The following is a 15,482-nucleotide window of genomic DNA, read 5'->3' on the forward strand; positions in this document are numbered from 1 at the left end:
GTACGGAGTGAATCTGTGACTGAACAGCTTCCTGTTGCGGTAGTAGGAGCCGGACCGATCGGTCTGACCACCGCACTCGGTCTGCAGCACTACGGCATCCCGTACGTGCTGCTGGAGGAGGACGCCACGCTCTCCTCCGACACCAAGGCCGGTACGACGCTCAGCCGGACGCTGGAGATCTGGAACCGGTACGGCGCGGTGGACCGCATCCTCGGTGCGGCCCTGCGGATCGACGAGATCGGCGACATCGACCGGGCCACCAACACGCCGCGCGCCTCGGTGCAGCTGGCGGAGCTGGTCAACGACACCCAGTTCCCGTACGTGATCAACCTGCCGCAGCAGAAGATGGAGCCGCTGCTCGCGGCGGCGCTCACCGAGCCGGTACGGACGCAGCACCGGATGACGTCGTTCGAGATCCGCGCCGACCGCGTCGTACTGCAACTGGAGACGCCGGACGGCCCGCAGGAGCTGGAGGCGTCGTACCTGCTGGCCTGTGACGGCGGGCGGTCGCGGATCCGCGACGCGCTGGGTGTGAAGGTCGTGGGGGAGACCCTGCCCGAGCGGTACATGCTGATCGACGTAGTGGTGGACCTGGACGTCGACAACGCCCGGGACTACCCGTACCTCGCGTACTTCGCGGACAAGTCCGAGTGGATGGTGCTGATCCGGCAGCCGGACAACTGGCGGTTCCTGTTCCCGCTGGCGCCGGGTGCCGACGTGCCGGGCGACGAGGACCTGCTGGTGAAGGTGAAGCAGTTCATCGGCGAGGTGGACCGGATCGAGCTGCTGGGCTCGGTCGTGTACAACGTGCACCACCGGGTCGCGGAGCAGTGGACCGCCGATCGCAGGGTCTTCCTGATGGGCGACGCGGCGCACCTGATCACGCCGATGTGGGCGCTCGGGCTGAACACCGGTGCGCTGGACGCGTCCAACCTGCCGTGGCGGCTGGCCTGGGTGCTGCGCGGCTGGGCTTCTCCCGAGCTGCTGGACGGGTACGAGCAGGAGCAGCGGCCTGTCGCGATCGAAGGCTCGGGCGAGATGGCCGAGGCGGCTCGGAAGTACATGTCCTTCCAGCGCGGTGCTGTCACGGAGAACACCGGCGCTTGGGCCACGGCGTACAACCGGACGCTGCTGAGCGTGCGGCTCGACGTGGAGGGTGTGGGCGACTGGTCGATGGTGGCCACGTCCGCTGCGCCGCCTGCTGTCCGTGCGGGTGACAGGGCTCCGGACCTGGTGCTGCAGAGCCCGACGGGGCGTACGACGATCCACGACCTGTGCCGGGACTCGTTCGTGGCGCTGTACTTCACCGACGTACGCCGGCGGCCGGAGATCCCGGTGAACGGGTCGCCCGCACTGCAGCACTACGCGGTGTCCCGGTGGGACGCGCCGCACGACTCCGGTCTGCGTGACCGGGCGCTGTTCGACCCGGGAAGCGTTGCCACCAACAGGTACGGCGTACCGGCCGAGAGCGTCGTGCTGATCCGGCCGGACGGTCACATCGCCGGGGTGTCTCCGATGGGTACCGGTGTGGCCGAGGAGCTGTACAAGCACGTAACCGGCCGGGAGGCGCCATGAACTGTATTGAATGCGCGCCTCCGGCGTGCGGGTCATGGGGCTCTTGCTCCTGGTCTTCCCTCGTCGCTCTGGTCGCTTCGCTCCCGCCGCTCCTCAGTCCAGACCAGGAGGCCCCATGACCGTCGACGAGCCGTTGCGGGAGATCCTGCTGCAGACGGACGACCTCGAGTGGGTGGAGAAGTCGCTGGCCGGCCTGTCCCACAAGATGCTCTGGCGGGACCCGGAGACCGAGGCGTCGATCGCCCTGGTGCGTTTCGAGAAGGGCTCCGGCATCCCGTCGGAGCACAAGCACGCCTCGAACCAGTTCATGTTCTGCCTGTCCGGCCGGTACGTGTACCTGCCGACCGGGACAACCCTCACCAAGGGCAGCTTCTACTGGAACCCGAAGGGCGTGGTGCACGGGCCGACGCGGGCGGAGGAGACCTCGGTCCTGCTGGAGGTGTACGACGGTCCGCACTACCCGGAGCGTCCGGACTTCTACGACAACGACGAGGACGCCCGCTGACATGGCCGGCTGGGACGTCCACACCCATCTGATCCCGCCGACGGTGCTGGCGGCAGCGCATCGGGGCGAGTTCGGGCTGTCCGTCGACAGCGGCTCGCTGATCGTCGACGGTAGCCGCGTGCCGCTCCGGCGCCTCGCCGACCCGGCGGCCCTGCTGCACTGGATCGCCGAGCAGGACCTGGACGGCGCTGTGGTGTCGGTGCCGCCGCCCTTGTTCCGGTACGACGCAGGCGCCGAGTGGGCCGAGCTGGTGAACCAGGGGCTCCGGGAGCTCGCCACACCGCAGTTGCGCGTGCTGGCGCACCTGCCACTGCTCGACCCGGCCGCCCCGTCGGTGGCAGCGCGTCTTGCCGGTGAGGGCGTCTTCAGCGGCTTCGCACTCGGCACGCTGAGCTATGCGGGGCTGGATCCGCTCTGGCGGGTGCTGGACACCGCCGGGGCCTTCACGCTGATTCACCCGGGTGCCAGTGACGACAAGCGGCTTGATTCGTTTTACCTGTCGAACCTGTTGGGGAATCCGTACGAGACCGGAGTGGCGGCGGCTTCGCTCGTCTTCGCGGACGTGCCGGGGCGGTTTCCGGGGATCCGGTTCTGTCTGTGTCATGGGGGTGGTGTGACGGCGGCCGTCGCCGGCCGATGGCAGCGCGGGATCGACCAGGCCCGGCCGGGGATCGAGCCGGTGTCCCTGCCGGTGGCCGAGGCGCTGCGCCGGTTCTACGTGGACGATCTGGTGCACGACGACGCCGTACTGGAACTGCTGACCAAGACGTTCGGTGCCGAGCGGGTGCTGGCCGGAAGTGACTGGCCGTTCCCGATGGGCAGCGACGAGGTGTCCACTGCGCGGGCCACCGAGCTGTCCGCGGCGGTCGAGGTGCTGACCCGGCCGCTGGCGACGGAGGTCTCCGCGGAGTGAGATGGGTTTTCGGTCTGGTCGTGGTTGTGATCAGATATCAAATCGTGGGGAACGGGGTAGCGGCGTGATCACACGGGGGACTGTGCTGCACAGTCACGGACCGGGGGAGCAGTTGAAGGCCGACGAGGTCGAGCTGACCGTCGGTCCGGACGAGACGTTGGTGGAGATGCGGCTGGCCGCGGTGACTCCGCTGGACCGGTCGACGCTGGCGGGCAAGCAGCCGTGCGCGCCGTTCGTCCCGGGCTCCGAAGGCGCCGGTGTGGTGCTGAGCTCGGACGTGGCGGCAGCCGGTGCGGCCGTCGTCGTTCGCGGCGCGGGCGTCGGCGTGACGCGACAGGGCGTGTGGGGACGGTTCGCCGTCGTACCGAACGCCGCCGTACACGCACTGCCGCCGTCGCTGGAGCCTGCTGCGGCGTTGGCGCTGCTGACGCCTGCCTTGACTGCGCACACCGCTGTACGCCGGGTGGCCGACGTACAGCCGGGTGAGACCGTAGTGGTCACCGGTGTGACCGGGCTGATCGGGCGGATGTGTGCTGCTATCGCACGGGCGGCCGGAGCAGCCAGGGTGATCGGGCTGGTGTCGCTGGACGATTCTGCGGCCAGTGCCGGCGGACTTGTCGACCAGGTCGTCCGTGTGGACGGGCTGGGGCAGGTGGGCCGGGAGCTGCCGTGGTGCGACGCGGTCATCGACACCATGGGCGGTCCGGTGACCGGTGGGGTGCTCGGACACGTCTCGCCCGGCGGACGGATCGCCGTACTCGGCTACAGGGCCGGCGAGTTCACCACGATCGACCTGCACCAGCTGATCGGCCGGGACCTGCGGCTGCTGCCGGTGAACCTGCAGCGCACGACGCTGGCTCCGGATGCGGTCGGTCAGGCGCTGGCGGACATCGCGTCGGTGCCCTGGCGAGCGGACTACGACGTCGTACCTGCGGACCGGGTCAGCGACGTACTGGAGCGGCCGGCGGGCCGGGTGCTGCTGGACCTGACAGCCCTCTCGGTGGGCTAGACCACTTGCGTTTACTGGGCAATCTGTCGTCGAAGGCCGCCAGATACCCGGTCGGCGGCTACCGTACCTCCAGAAGTGAACAGGAGAGAGGCAGCCCGCTACTGATGATCCGACGACTCGAGCTCACGCCTGGGGGACCGACCGGACGCCGTACGCTCGCCGAGGAAGCCGCCGCCGAGCTGCACGAGCTCATCCTGTCCGGCGAGCTGCCCAGCGGTACGGCGCTCCGGCTCGAGGAGCTCGCCAAGCGCCTGGACATGAGCCAGATGCCGATCCGGGAAGGGCTGCGGCGGATGGCGGCGCTCGGGCTGGTCGAGATCGTCCCGCACAAGGGCGCCTGGGTTCGCGAGCTGTCGATGGAGGACCTGCGCGACACCCACGAGACCCGGCTGTCGCTGGAGTCGCTGGCGGTCCGGGCGGCCGCCACCCGGTTCTCCGACGCGGACGCGACCGCGGCCAAGAAGGCGCTGGCCGAGCACGTCCGGCTGTCGAAGCTCGGCGACAACATCGCCTCCCGGCAGGCGCACACCGAGTTCCACTTCTCGATCTACCGGGCCGGCGGCTCGCGCTGGCTGCCGCGAGCGATCGAGCCGGTCTGGCAGAACAGCGAGCGCTACCGGTTCGGCTCCCGGCAGACCAAGGCCCGGATCGAGCAGACCCGGCGCGAGCACCAGGCCATCCTCGACGCGTGCCTGGCCCACGACGAGGAAGGCGCCGAGGCGGCGCTGCGGCAGCACCTCGAAGGGGCCATGCAGCGCATCACCGAGACGATGGAGCGTCGCTCGAAGCAGTGAGCTCCTCGAACCGGTCCTGCTGCCAGCCGGTCGCGTCGAACACCGCACGCAGCAGCAGGCCGTCACTGCTCGGCCGGTGGGTCGTGATGAGCTCCGCGAGCGGTCTGCTGCCGAGGCCGTCGTAGTACGCGTCCAGTGCCTGCCTTCTTAGTTGCTCGGAGGCTCCACCGATCTGCTGTAGCGGCACGTCGCAGCCTTTGACGTGCCCTGAGCCCACTTGCTCACCTGGAGCGAACTGCTGCACCAGGTGCTCACCTGCACGCACGTCCTCCGCTCTGAGGCGTGCTCCCAGCGCGCGGCACTGGATGCGCTGGACCGCTTGTGCGATGGCGATGTGGTCCGGGTGGCCTGTCAGCCCGTCACTGCCCACAGTGAGGATGAGCTCCGGCTGGAGCTTGTCGATCGCTGTTTTGACTGCTGCTGTGATGGCTTCCGGCTGCGCGGCTGTCAGCGTGCGGGGACCGTTGCGGGCGCCGTCGTCGATCCACTGGTCCGGTGCGCCCAGCCAGTCCCACTCGGCGATGCCCAGCAGTGCACAGGACGCGCTGAGGTGGTCGGACGCTTCGTGCATACCGGCGGTGGCAACACGCAGTACGACGTTCCAGCCCTGCTGGCTCAGGACCGAGGTGGCCGCGCCGGTGGCGAACACCTCGTCGTCGGGGTGCGCATGGACGACCAGAGCGGTACGCATCAATCAGCGAGGTGCGCCGGGAACCCGCCGGTGGCGATCGGGCTCCAGCGCTCCGGGGTGATCCGGATGAGGCACTTGCCCTGCTTCACCATCGCGTCGCGGTACTCGTCCCAGTCCGGGTGCTCGCCGGAGATCGCCCGGAAGTAGTCGACCAGCGGCTCGACCGCGGCCGGCAGCTCGATGACCTCACCGCTGCCGTCCACCTGCGCCCAGGCGCCGTTCCACTCGTCCGACAGCACGACCACACTGGCCTTGCCGGCCCGCTTCACGTTCGTACTCTTGGCCCGCTCCGGGTACGACGAGATGACGATCCGCCCCTGCTCGTCCACCCCACCGGACACCGGCGACGCCTGCACCGTCCCGTCCGCTCTCGTTGTCAGCAGCAACATATGGTGACGCGGCCGCACGAACTCCAGCAGCCCGTCCAGCTCGACCTTCGTGTTGGTGGCAATAGTCCTAGGCATGTCTCTTACCCTAAGTCCGCCGGGGTGAGAAGGCACTCCAGCTGGTCGTCAGTGAGTTGGTTGATGAGGTGCTTGGCGTGCTGAGCCTGTGCCGTGCTCGGGAGCTGTCCGGCGAGCAGGTCGGGGAGCAGCAACTCGTAGCCGGCGCGGGCGCGCGGGGTGTAGCGGTGGCGGGTGCGGGCCACGGCCGAGGACACCCGGATCGCGTGCTCGTTCCCGGGCGGTACAGCGGGGCGGTCGGTCTCCCGTGCCGCGAACCGGAAGCCGTTCGCCAGGTCGCAGCTCCGGCAACCGAGGTTGCCCGCCCCGAGCTGGGCGCCGCAGTCCGGGCAGGTCAGCTGCTTCAGTGCGCCGTCGACGACCCGCCAGTCGAACTCGGACGTGTCCTGCAGTACGACCTCGGCCAGCTCGCGTGCTTCCTCCGGGGCCACTCCGGAGGCGACGCGGAAACTGTCCCAGGCGGCGTCGATACTGTCCTCGACCTGCTGTACGGCGGCGGTGAACCGAGAGTGATCGACGCGTCGCATGCCCCGGACTCTAGTCAGCTTCGGGGTTGTGGACGACCGGATTGACATGTTCGAACAGGTGTTCGAACATGGGGTTATGACGGGGAATGCGGCGCCGGAGAGTCGAGTCACAGCACTCGACCAGGCGCGCGCGCTCCTCGCCAGGGCAAAGGCCCGGAAGGCAGCTCACAGTCCGCCCGCACATCTCTCCACGGACCACCCCAACCACCCCGACCACCCCGACCACCCCGACCACCCCGACCACCCCGACCACTCCGACCACCCCAACCACTCCGACCACCCCAACCACTCCGACCACTCCGACCACCCCAACCACTCCGCCGCTTGGCCGGAGACCGACCGGGGCGCCGCCCGGCTGGCGGCGGTTACGAGCTTCGATCCGGATCTCGCCCACCTGGATCCCACCCACGCGGATCTCGCCCACGTGGACGGTCACCCTTCCGGCCTCGGCACCTCCGCCTCCGCCTCCGCCTCCGCGGGGCACGCTCGCCCGATCACCCTGCGTCCTGGCGCTTCCCGCCTGGAGCCGGTGGAGGGTGGACGGGCGTCGGTGGCGCGGGTGCAGCAGGCGTTGGACACGGCGGGCGTGGAGCGGGAGCTGCCCACGCATCCGGCGGTGCGGGAGCTGCTGGCGGGGGCGGCGCTGCGGGGCGGCTCGGCGTACTCGGTGCGTGGGAGCGCCGCGCTGGTGATGGCGTTGATGGCGGGGCCGTCCGCGGACGGGGCCTGGTGCGGTGTCGTCGGGGTGCCGTCGTTCGGGGCCGAGGCGGCGCGTGGGCTCGGGGTGGACCTGGAGCGGCTGGTCCTGGTCCCGGATCCGGGACGCGAGTGGCTCAGCGTGGTCGCCGCGCTCGTCGACGCGCTGACCGTGGTGGTGGTGCGGCCGCCCGGTGAGGTGACGCCGGGGGAGGCGTCCCGGCTGGCGGCGCGACTCCGGACCCGCGGCGCGATGCTGATCGCGTACGGGTCCTGGCCGGGGAGCGCGGCCCGCTTCGAGATCGAGAGCAGCGCGTGGGCCGGCCTGGGTGAAGGAGAAGGTCTGCTCACCGCGCGCCGGGCGACGGTCGCGGTCTCCGGCCGCCGCGCCGCCGTCCACGCCCGCAAACACCACCTCTGGCTGCCCGCACCGGACGGCGAGATCCGCTCCGCTGAGCTGGTGGGGAGCCAGACGGACGACCGCCCCGGAACCGCCGCTGCGGATGGGCGGGGTGAAGCAGCCCGTGCGGGGTCGTGGGTGGAAGTGTGCCGCACAGGGCGGTGGGAGGAGCCGGTCCTCGTGGACGAGTGGGCCGAGCAGGTCGGGGCGGCGGGTTGATGGTGAGCCGGGGCGGTTGGTTGATGGCGGGAGTGGCGGGGCGATGGGCAATCGGGGACTGACCCGGTCGATGGTGATCTGGGTGCCGGACTGGCCGGTGGCGGCGGCTGCGGTGGCGGTGGGGCGGGCGCCGGACGAGCCGATCGCGGTGCTTGAGAAGGGCAAGGTGCTCGCCACGTCCGCGGCCGCGCGCGCCGAGGGGGTGCGCCGCGGCCAGCGCGCCCGGGACGCGCAGTCGCGGTGCCCGGAGCTGGTCGTGCTGAAGTACGACCCGGTGCTCGACGCCCGCGCGTTCGACCCGGTGATCTCCTGCCTGGAGGCGATCACGCCCGGCGTACAGGTGATCCGCCCGGGGATGTGCGCGCTGAAGGCCCGCGGCCCGGCGCGGTTCTACGGCAGCGAGGAGGCGGCCGCGGAGAAACTCCTCGACCGGCTGGAGACGTACGACGTACACGGCGGCCGGATCGGGATCGCCGACGGCCCGTTCGCTGCGGAGCAGGCGGCCCGGGTGAGCTCGGCGCGGACCCGGGTGCGGGTGGTGCCGCCGGGCGGTTCGCCGGAGTTCCTCGCGCCGCTGTCGGTCGACGTACTCGAGCAGCCGGCGCTCACCGATCTGCTGCGCAGGCTGGGGCTGCGGTCGCTGGGCGCGTTCGCGGGGCTGTCCGGCACCGAGGTGCTGACCCGCTTCGGTCCGGACGGCGCGTTCGCGCACCGGCTGGCCCGCGGGGCCGACGACCGCCCGGTGACCGGCCGGGAGATCCCGCCGGAGCTCACCCGGACGCTCGACTTCGAGCCGGCCGTGGACCGCGTCGACCAGGTCGCGTTCGCGGTCCGGTCGATCGCCGACGAGCTGGTCGTCCGGCTGACCGAGCTCGGGCTGGTGTGTACGACGCTGCGGGTCGAGGTCGGCACCGAGTCCGGGCGGGTCCACGAGCGGGAGTGGCTGCACCCGCGCTGGTTCACCGCGGCGGACGTCGTGGACCGGGTGCGTTGGCAACTGCAGGGGAGCGGTACGGCGACCAGCGAGCTGACCTCATCCGTGGTCCGGGTGCGACTGATCCCGGGCCAGGCCGACCCGGTCGGTACGCATGCCGACGGGCTGTGGGGCGGCGGCCCGGACGAGCGGATCCACCGGGCGCTGTCGCGGGTGCAGAGCATGCTCGGGCACGGCGCGGTGGTATCGGTGGTGATCGGCGGCGGCCGCGGATTCGCCGAGCGGCAGACGCTGGTGCCGTGGGGTGACCCGGCGGTGCCCGCCCGGCCGCCGGACCAGCCGTGGCCGGGCGCGATCACCGGCACGGACCCGAAGCGCTGGCCGACCCTGGCCCCGACCACGATCTTCCCGGACCCGATCCCCGCAAAGGTGTTCGCCGCCGACGGCACCCAGGTCTCGGTAACCGCCCGCGGCAAACTATCCGGCACCCCCACCGCCTTCACCCTGCACCCATCCAACGACCCAGGCGACCCAGACGCCACCGGCCGCACCGACGCCACCGGCCTCACCGGCCTTACTGACGCCACCGGCCGCACCGGCAGCCCAGCCAGCGGTGCGCCGTACGGAAGGCGAGGCCCAGCCGGTCAGCGCGCCCGCGTTCAAGTTGCCGACAGCAACAAGATCCACCCGATCACCGCCTGGGCCGGCCCCTGGCTGACCACCGAACGCTGGTGGGACCCGTCCACAGAATCCCGCCATGCCCGCTTCCAGTTCCAGACCGCCGACACCCGGGCCTGGCTCTTCACCCTCCACAACAACACCTGGCAAGCCCAGGCCACCTACGACTGAGCAGTTGACCCCGTCCCGCCTGAACTTCCACGACCGCTGCTGGACAGGCGAACGAGAGCCTCCTGAACGGGCGCCCGAAGAAGCCGAACACCTCTACAAACTCAGCCAACCTCCCAGACCAACCCGAGCCAACCCACCGAGCTCAAGGGACTGCCCCCGGTTCGGTTGACTCCTGACCTGTGAGGACTTCGGTCCTTGCTGGAAGGATGTCTGTCATGCCGAAAGCGTTCCCCGAGGAGTTCCGTCGTGACGTGGTCGCAGTCGCCCACAAGGGCGAGGCACCGATCACACAGATCGCGAAGGACTTCGGGATCTCCCAGTCGTGTCTGACGCGGTGGCTGAAACTGGCCGACATCGAAGACGGCAACCGCCCGGGCGCGACCCAGCAGGAGTCGGCCGAGCTGCGCGAACTGAAGAAACGAAACCGGCAGTTGGAGCAGGAGAACGAGATCCTGCGCCGGGCCGCGGCCTACTTCGCCCGTGACATCAACCCAAAATGACTTACCCGCTGGTCCTTGACCTTGCCGCCGACGGTATCGCTGTCGCGGTGACCTGCCGGGTGCTCGGCTTCAGCAGGCAAGCCTTCTGCAAATGGCGTGCAAACCCTGTCACACCACGAGACTACGACGATGCCCACCTGATCAACGCCGCTCGCGAGATCCACGGCGACGACCCCGGCTTCGGCTACCGGTTCATCGCCGACGAACTCCCGGGCAAGGGCATCACCGCGAGCGAGAACCGGGTCGCCCGACTGTGCTCACAAGAACGGCTCTGGTCGATCCACTCCAAGAAACGCGGCCTGAACCGCAAAGCCGGTCCGCCCGTGCACGACGATCTCGTGCAGAAGGTGTTCACCGCGCCGGCGCCGAACCTGGTCTGGCTGACCGATATCACCGAGCATGCCACCGCCGAGGGCAAGCTCTATCTGTGCGCGATCAAGGACGTCTACTCCAACCGGATCGTCGGCTATTCCATCGACTCGCGCATGAAGGCGTCCCTGGCCGTCGCGGCCCTGCGTAACGCGGTCGCACTGCGAACGCCTGCAGCTGGGCTGATCGTTCACAGCGACCGCGGCAGCCAGTTCCGGTCCAAGAAGTACGTCCGGGTCCTCAAAGCCCACCAACTACGCGGCTCGATGGGCCGGGTCGGAGCCTGCGGCGACAACGCCGCCATGGAGTCCTTCTTCGCGCTGCTTCAGAAGAACGTCCTGGACCGGCAACGCTGGACCAGCCGGCACCAACTACGGCTGGCGATCGTCTCCTGGATCGAAACCAGCTACCACCGAAGGCGCCGACAACGCCGCCTCGGCAGACTCACACCCATCGAGTTTGAGACAATTCAACCCGTCGCACTCGCGGCCTGAACCACCAAACCCCGCGAGTCAACTAAACCCGGGGCAGTCCCCAACCCGAGGCAACCTGCCCAGCTCACTCGGGCCAACCCACCGGCCCAACCCACCGGCCCAACCCACCGGCCCAACCCACCGGCCCAACCCACTGGGCCAACGCACTGGGCCAACCCACTGGACCAAACCGGAGCTGCGCACCGAGTCAGCATGCCCATGCCTCGCACTCCTGCTTCCTGTCCCGTGGCCCCACTGCCTATTCACGCACCAGTGACCGAATGGTTGCCTTAGGCAAGATCCACAGGGTTCATGCATCAGTTCGGGCTTGTGGATAACCTCAGATCCCAAATGTCCCTTGAAAACAAGGCGATTCCGGTTTTGAAAACTGTCGGAGGCCGCGGGTACCGTTGTGGGCATGGATGTTCTCGACGGGCGATCGGTGGTGTCGCTGAGCGACGGCGAGGTGCTGCCTGCCCTCGACACGGTCGACGCCACGATCACCTATCTCGAAGAGGTCCGGCTACAGCTGATCGCCCGCGTCGAGGACACCGGCCAGGCCCAGGAACTCGGCGCCCGCGACGCCGTCGAACTGGTCTCCAAACGCCACCGCCGAGACCGCGCCGAAGTCTGGCGCGACGTCCGCCTGGCCAAAGCCCTCCCCAAATACAACGCGATAGCCACCGCACTCACCAACGGCATCCAACTCCCCACCAACCCCGACACCGACCTCGACACCGACCCCGATACCAACACCGACGCCAACACCGACGCCAACACCGACACGAACACCGACGCCGGCGAGGGCAATGGCGCCGGCGAGGGCAGCCGCACCGGCGAGGCTGACGGCACCGTCACCCCGGACACCGGGGACGCTGCGGGCACCGGGAACGACGCCCGGGCCGACGGGCCCGATGGCGTGCCGCCCGATGGCGTGCCGCCCGGTGGCGTGCCACGTGGTGTGCGTGGTGTGCGTGGTGTAGGGGGTGTGCGGCTGTTGCGGACCGCGCAGGCGGCCGCGATCGTGTCCGAGCTCGAACGGGTCCGTCCCCGGGTACCGGTCAAGGACCTGGACGTCGTCGAGGAACAGTTCGTCGCCCTCGCAGCCCACCTGTCACCCGCAGAACTCCGCGCCGCCGCCCGAGACGTCTGCGACCTGCTCGACTCCGACGGCCCCGAGCCCGAAGAACACAAAGCCGCCGCCCGCGAGTCACTGACACTGACCTCAGCCGACCGCGGCGTGAAGTTCAAAGGCTACCTGGCCAACGACAACGCCGAACTCCTCCGCGCCATCGTCCACGCCGGCGCCCGCCCCCACAAAACCATCGACGGCGAACCAGACCCACGCTCCCGCGACAAACGCCAAGCCGACGCCCTGTCCACCGCCCTAACCATCGCCGCCACCACCTGGGACACCAACACAGCAACCCCACCAGCCACTCCGCCGACCAGCACACCGCCCACCCCACCGGGCAGCGCACCGCCCACCCCACCAACAACCCCACCGGCCAGCTCGCCGGCCGACGTACGGGCGAGCCTGCCGGGCAGCTCGCCCGCCGACCCAGCGGGCAACGCCCCGACCATCCCACCGGCCACCCGACCGGTCGGCGCACCGAGCAACTGGCCGGCCGACGTACCGACGAGCCTGCCGGGCAGCTCGGCGCCCGGCCCACGAGGCGCCGCCCCGGCCACCGGCCCGGCCACCGGCCCGGCTGCGGACGTCGCACCACGCGGGCAGACTCGTACGGCCGGAGGCTCCGGACGGGGTGCACCGGTACCGGGGTACGGGGCGAAGGCGAACATCACCGTCACCATCGACCTGCAGGACCTCAAAGCCGCCACCGCCGACACCATCGGCCACACCGTCTACAGCAACGGCCTGTCCGCCGCCACCATCCGCCGCCTCGCCTGCGACGCGAACATCCTCCCGATCGTCCTCGGCTCGAACTCCGAACCCCTCGACGTCGGCCGCTCCGAACGCCTCGTCACCAAACCCATCCGCCGCGCCCTGAACACCCGCGACCGCGGCTGCGTCGTCTGCGCCGCCCCGCCCATCATGTGCGACGCACACCATCTGGCCTCCTGGATCGACGGCGGTCCGACAGCCCTGAACAATCTCGTGCTGCTCTGTCGCCGGCACCACACCGACCTGCACAAAGGCCGCTGGACCATCACCATCACCCACGGCCAAGTCCACGTCGCCCGCCCCACCTGGGCCAACCCACCACCCCTCCACCAGCAACCACCCAGTCCAACCAGACCAGCCCGTGCGGCCCGCGCAGCCGGTTCGCCCGGTTCGCCCGGTTCGCCCGGTTCACCCGGTTCACCCGGTTCACCCGGTCCAGCCGGTCCAGCCGGTCCAGCCGGTCGAGACGGTCGAGACGGCCAACCCGGCCCAGCCGGTCCAGCCGGTCCACCCAGTGCAGCTGGTGCAGCCGGTGCAGCCCAACCGCCCGGAACATCCGAAGTACCGGGTGCGAGTCCCGCACGGCCTGACGGCTCGACCCAGCAGCCTGCGCGTTCCGCGTCTCCGGCAGGTGATCCGCGGGGCGAGCGTCCTGCGGCGGATAGGTCTTCGCGAACCACGCACCCGAAGGCCGATCCATGGGGTGAACCGTTCGCAGCGGCAAGCCCACCACGAACGACAACCCCAGCAGACGCCGTGGGGAACGAACCAGCTCAACCAGGCGTGGCTCTCTCCCGGACGGCCACGCCCGGGACGGGTGCGTCTGGGACGGGTATGCCCGGGACAGGTATGCCCGGGACAGGTATGCCCGGGACGGGTACGTCCGGCACGGCCATGAGCGGGGCGGGTATGGCTGGGACGGATGCGTCCGGGACTGTTGTGGTGGGTGGGGCGGCGAGTCGCTGGCGTGCGGATGCCGCTACCTATGCCGAAGCTGCTCGATTCGCGGTCTGGGACGGAAGCCCGGCTGACGAGCCCGGCGTCGGACCGCCGTTCTTCGTCATGACGTGACCGCGTACAGATCAGGGACCCAACAGCCGCGCTCGCGACGAGGAACGCGCCGCGCTCGAGCGCGCCGAAGAGGGCGCTGGCCAACGGGGAGGCAGTGGCGCCTAACGCCTCGCCAGGCCACGCCTCCATGTCGTCCGGGCACCCCAGGCACCCCAGGCACCCCAGGTATCCCGGGTATCCCGGGTATCCGCTGGCTGCTGGCGCGCGCTGAATGCGGAGGTGGCTGGCCGCTGGCACGTGCTGGGCGCTGGCCGTGGGCGTCTGCTGTGTCGGCTGGCTATGGGTAGGTGCGGTGGTGCCGGGTGGTGTGTCGGCTGGTTATGGGTAGGTGCGGTGGTGCCGGGTGGTGTGTCGGCTGGTTATGGGCAGGTGCGGTGGTGCCGGGTGGTGTGTCCGTTGGTTATCGGTAGGTGTCGGGTGCCGGGCGGTCAGACAGGGTTACCGGCAACCGTGTACCTAGGCAGGTTTCGGCGCTCTGGTCGCCAGCCGGCACCCAGCCCTCCTTCAGTGACTACGCGAAGTCGATGCGCATGACCGTGCGGCGGAGGGTTGGGTGGGTTATCTGGTGGAAGCCGGCTTCTTCGAAGGCTTGGTGGGGGCCGACGTGGAGTTCGCCCCAGGTGATGGTTTTGCCGGGTTGGGTGAGCATGGGGTAGGCCTCCAGGGCGCGGGCGCCGCGGGTGCGGGCGTGGGGGATGGCGGCGCGGGCGAGGTGGTACGTGAGGCCACGGCTGCGGAAGTCTTTGCGGACGACCATGCAGGTGACGGCCCAGACGCTCTCGTCGTCCTTGTCCTCGGAGCGGTCCGTCCACGGCACCCGCGAGGTCCGCAGTTTCGGGTACGCCGTGCGTGGCTCGACCGCGGCCCACCCGGCCGGTTCGCCGTCGACGTACGCAATCAGGCCGCTCGTCGACGGGGCGTCCGGGGTGCCGCATGCGGTCTGGTCCTGCAGGCGGGTCATCCGCTCGTCCAGCGTCGAGTCCCGCCAGATCCACCCCGCGGATCTTGAACCGCTGGCATTGGCACTGCCCCGCGTCCGCCGTGCCGAACACGGCCTGCAGGTCGTCCCACGGAGCCTCGTTCGCCGGTACGGCGGTCACCTGCGACTCGTCGATCACCATGTCCAGCACGCTAACCCCGGTTCCGGATGAGCATCTTCCGGAACCCGCGAAGAAGTTAGGTTGATCCGTATGCATCGCAGCCGCGTGTCCACGTTCCTCATCGACACCCACAAGGACGATGTGGCCGCCGCCACCGCGTTCTGGTCGAAGGCCCTCGGCGTTCGTACGTCGTCGCCCGACGGCGAGCCGCAGTTCATAAGCCTGCACGACGCGGTCCCCGGCTACGTCACCGCGATCCAGTCCGTCGACGACGAGGCCCGGTACCACCTGGACATCGAGACCGACGACGTACCGGCCGAGGTCGCCCGGCTGACCGACCTCGGCGCGGTGGAGATCGCCAGCTGGCAGGGCTGCCACACTCTCAAAGCGCCCGGCGGTCATCTGTTCTGCGTCATCCCGGTGCACAGCGACCCGGCGTACTTCGAGCAGCACGCGACCGTCTGGGGCGGCGAGTAAGCCATCGAGC

The 15,482-nt window shown here is 69.9% G+C and carries 14 protein-coding genes; 10 read left to right on the top strand and 4 right to left on the bottom strand.

Translation table 11 applies throughout. From position 1 onward, the window contains the following. Positions 1–15: 15 nt before the first annotated feature. The 5 genes from JOF29_RS41195 (at position 16) to JOF29_RS41215 (ending at position 4,796) form a co-directional block, all read left to right on the top strand. Positions 16–1,575, top strand: a complete 1,560-nt coding sequence (locus JOF29_RS41195; RefSeq protein WP_209699705.1) for an FAD-dependent monooxygenase — start codon at positions 16–18, stop codon at positions 1,573–1,575. A 115-nt stretch (positions 1,576–1,690) separates the two neighbouring features. After that, positions 1,691–2,080 carry a cupin domain-containing protein gene (locus JOF29_RS41200; RefSeq protein ID WP_209699706.1) on the top strand — a complete coding sequence of 130 codons (390 nt, stop codon included), beginning with the start codon at positions 1,691–1,693 and terminating at the stop codon, positions 2,078–2,080. 1 nt (position 2,081) lies between these two features. After that, positions 2,082–2,993, top strand: a complete 912-nt coding sequence (locus tag JOF29_RS41205; protein ID WP_209699707.1) for an amidohydrolase family protein — start codon at positions 2,082–2,084, stop codon at positions 2,991–2,993. Positions 2,994–3,057: 64 nt separating this feature from the next. Continuing rightward, complete coding sequence (locus JOF29_RS41210) at positions 3,058–4,002, top strand: zinc-binding dehydrogenase (RefSeq protein ID WP_307863969.1); 945 nt, start codon at positions 3,058–3,060, stop codon at positions 4,000–4,002. 104 nt (positions 4,003–4,106) lie between these two features. After that, complete coding sequence (locus tag JOF29_RS41215) at positions 4,107–4,796, top strand: GntR family transcriptional regulator (protein ID WP_209699708.1); 690 nt, start codon at positions 4,107–4,109, stop codon at positions 4,794–4,796. On the opposite strand, the gene JOF29_RS41220 is transcribed toward JOF29_RS41215, so the two are convergent. The 3 genes from JOF29_RS41220 to JOF29_RS41230 are packed head-to-tail and all read right to left on the bottom strand — an operon-like array spanning position 4,762 to position 6,478. Next, positions 4,762–5,487, bottom strand: a complete 726-nt coding sequence (locus JOF29_RS41220) for a PIG-L deacetylase family protein (RefSeq protein WP_209699709.1) — start codon at positions 5,485–5,487, stop codon at positions 4,762–4,764. The two genes, JOF29_RS41215 and JOF29_RS41220, sit on opposite strands and share 35 nt — an antisense overlap. Further along, entirely contained in the window at positions 5,487–5,951 is a 465-nt protein-coding gene (locus JOF29_RS41225) for a PPOX class F420-dependent oxidoreductase (protein WP_209699710.1), read from the bottom strand. Before JOF29_RS41225 ends, JOF29_RS41220 begins: the two co-directional genes overlap by 1 nt. Positions 5,952–5,956: 5 nt before the next feature. After that, positions 5,957–6,478, bottom strand: coding sequence for a hypothetical protein (locus tag JOF29_RS41230; RefSeq protein ID WP_209699711.1), 522 nt, complete (start codon positions 6,476–6,478; stop codon positions 5,957–5,959). A gap of 76 nt (positions 6,479–6,554) precedes the next feature. Between JOF29_RS41230 and imuA' the strand changes: the two genes are divergently transcribed. The 4 genes from imuA' (at position 6,555) to JOF29_RS41250 (ending at position 13,895) form a co-directional block, all read left to right on the top strand. Next, positions 6,555–7,793 (top strand): DnaE2-dependent mutagenesis accessory factor ImuA', encoded by a 1,239-nt coding sequence (imuA', locus tag JOF29_RS44225; protein WP_245359916.1) that lies wholly within the window; start codon positions 6,555–6,557, stop codon positions 7,791–7,793. A 43-nt stretch (positions 7,794–7,836) separates the two neighbouring features. After that, positions 7,837–9,576: a DNA polymerase Y family protein gene (locus JOF29_RS41240; protein ID WP_245359918.1), complete on the top strand. Its 1,740-nt coding sequence runs from the start codon at positions 7,837–7,839 to the stop codon at positions 9,574–9,576. 215 nt (positions 9,577–9,791) lie between these two features. Continuing rightward, a protein-coding gene (locus JOF29_RS41245; protein ID WP_209699712.1) for an IS3 family transposase occupies positions 9,792–10,939 on the top strand; the annotation gives its coding sequence in 2 pieces (ribosomal slippage) (positions 9,792–10,062 and positions 10,062–10,939; 1,149 coding nt in all). A 397-nt stretch (positions 10,940–11,336) separates the two neighbouring features. Beyond that, entirely contained in the window at positions 11,337–13,895 is a 2,559-nt protein-coding gene (locus JOF29_RS41250) for an HNH endonuclease signature motif containing protein (RefSeq protein WP_209699713.1), read from the top strand. Between the two features lie 511 nt (positions 13,896–14,406). On the opposite strand, the gene JOF29_RS41255 is transcribed toward JOF29_RS41250, so the two are convergent. Beyond that, on the bottom strand, positions 14,407–14,856 hold the full coding sequence (locus tag JOF29_RS41255; protein ID WP_209699714.1) for a GNAT family N-acetyltransferase: 450 nt from the start codon (positions 14,854–14,856) through the stop codon (positions 14,407–14,409). Between the two features lie 229 nt (positions 14,857–15,085). Here JOF29_RS41255 and JOF29_RS41260 point away from each other — a divergent pair, with 229 nt between their 5' ends. Further along, positions 15,086–15,472, top strand: coding sequence for a VOC family protein (locus tag JOF29_RS41260; protein WP_209699715.1), 387 nt, complete (start codon positions 15,086–15,088; stop codon positions 15,470–15,472). Positions 15,473–15,482 lie beyond the last annotated feature (10 nt).

Source organism: Kribbella aluminosa (assembly GCF_017876295.1).
Taxonomy (GTDB): Bacteria; Actinomycetota; Actinomycetes; order Propionibacteriales; family Kribbellaceae; genus Kribbella; species Kribbella aluminosa.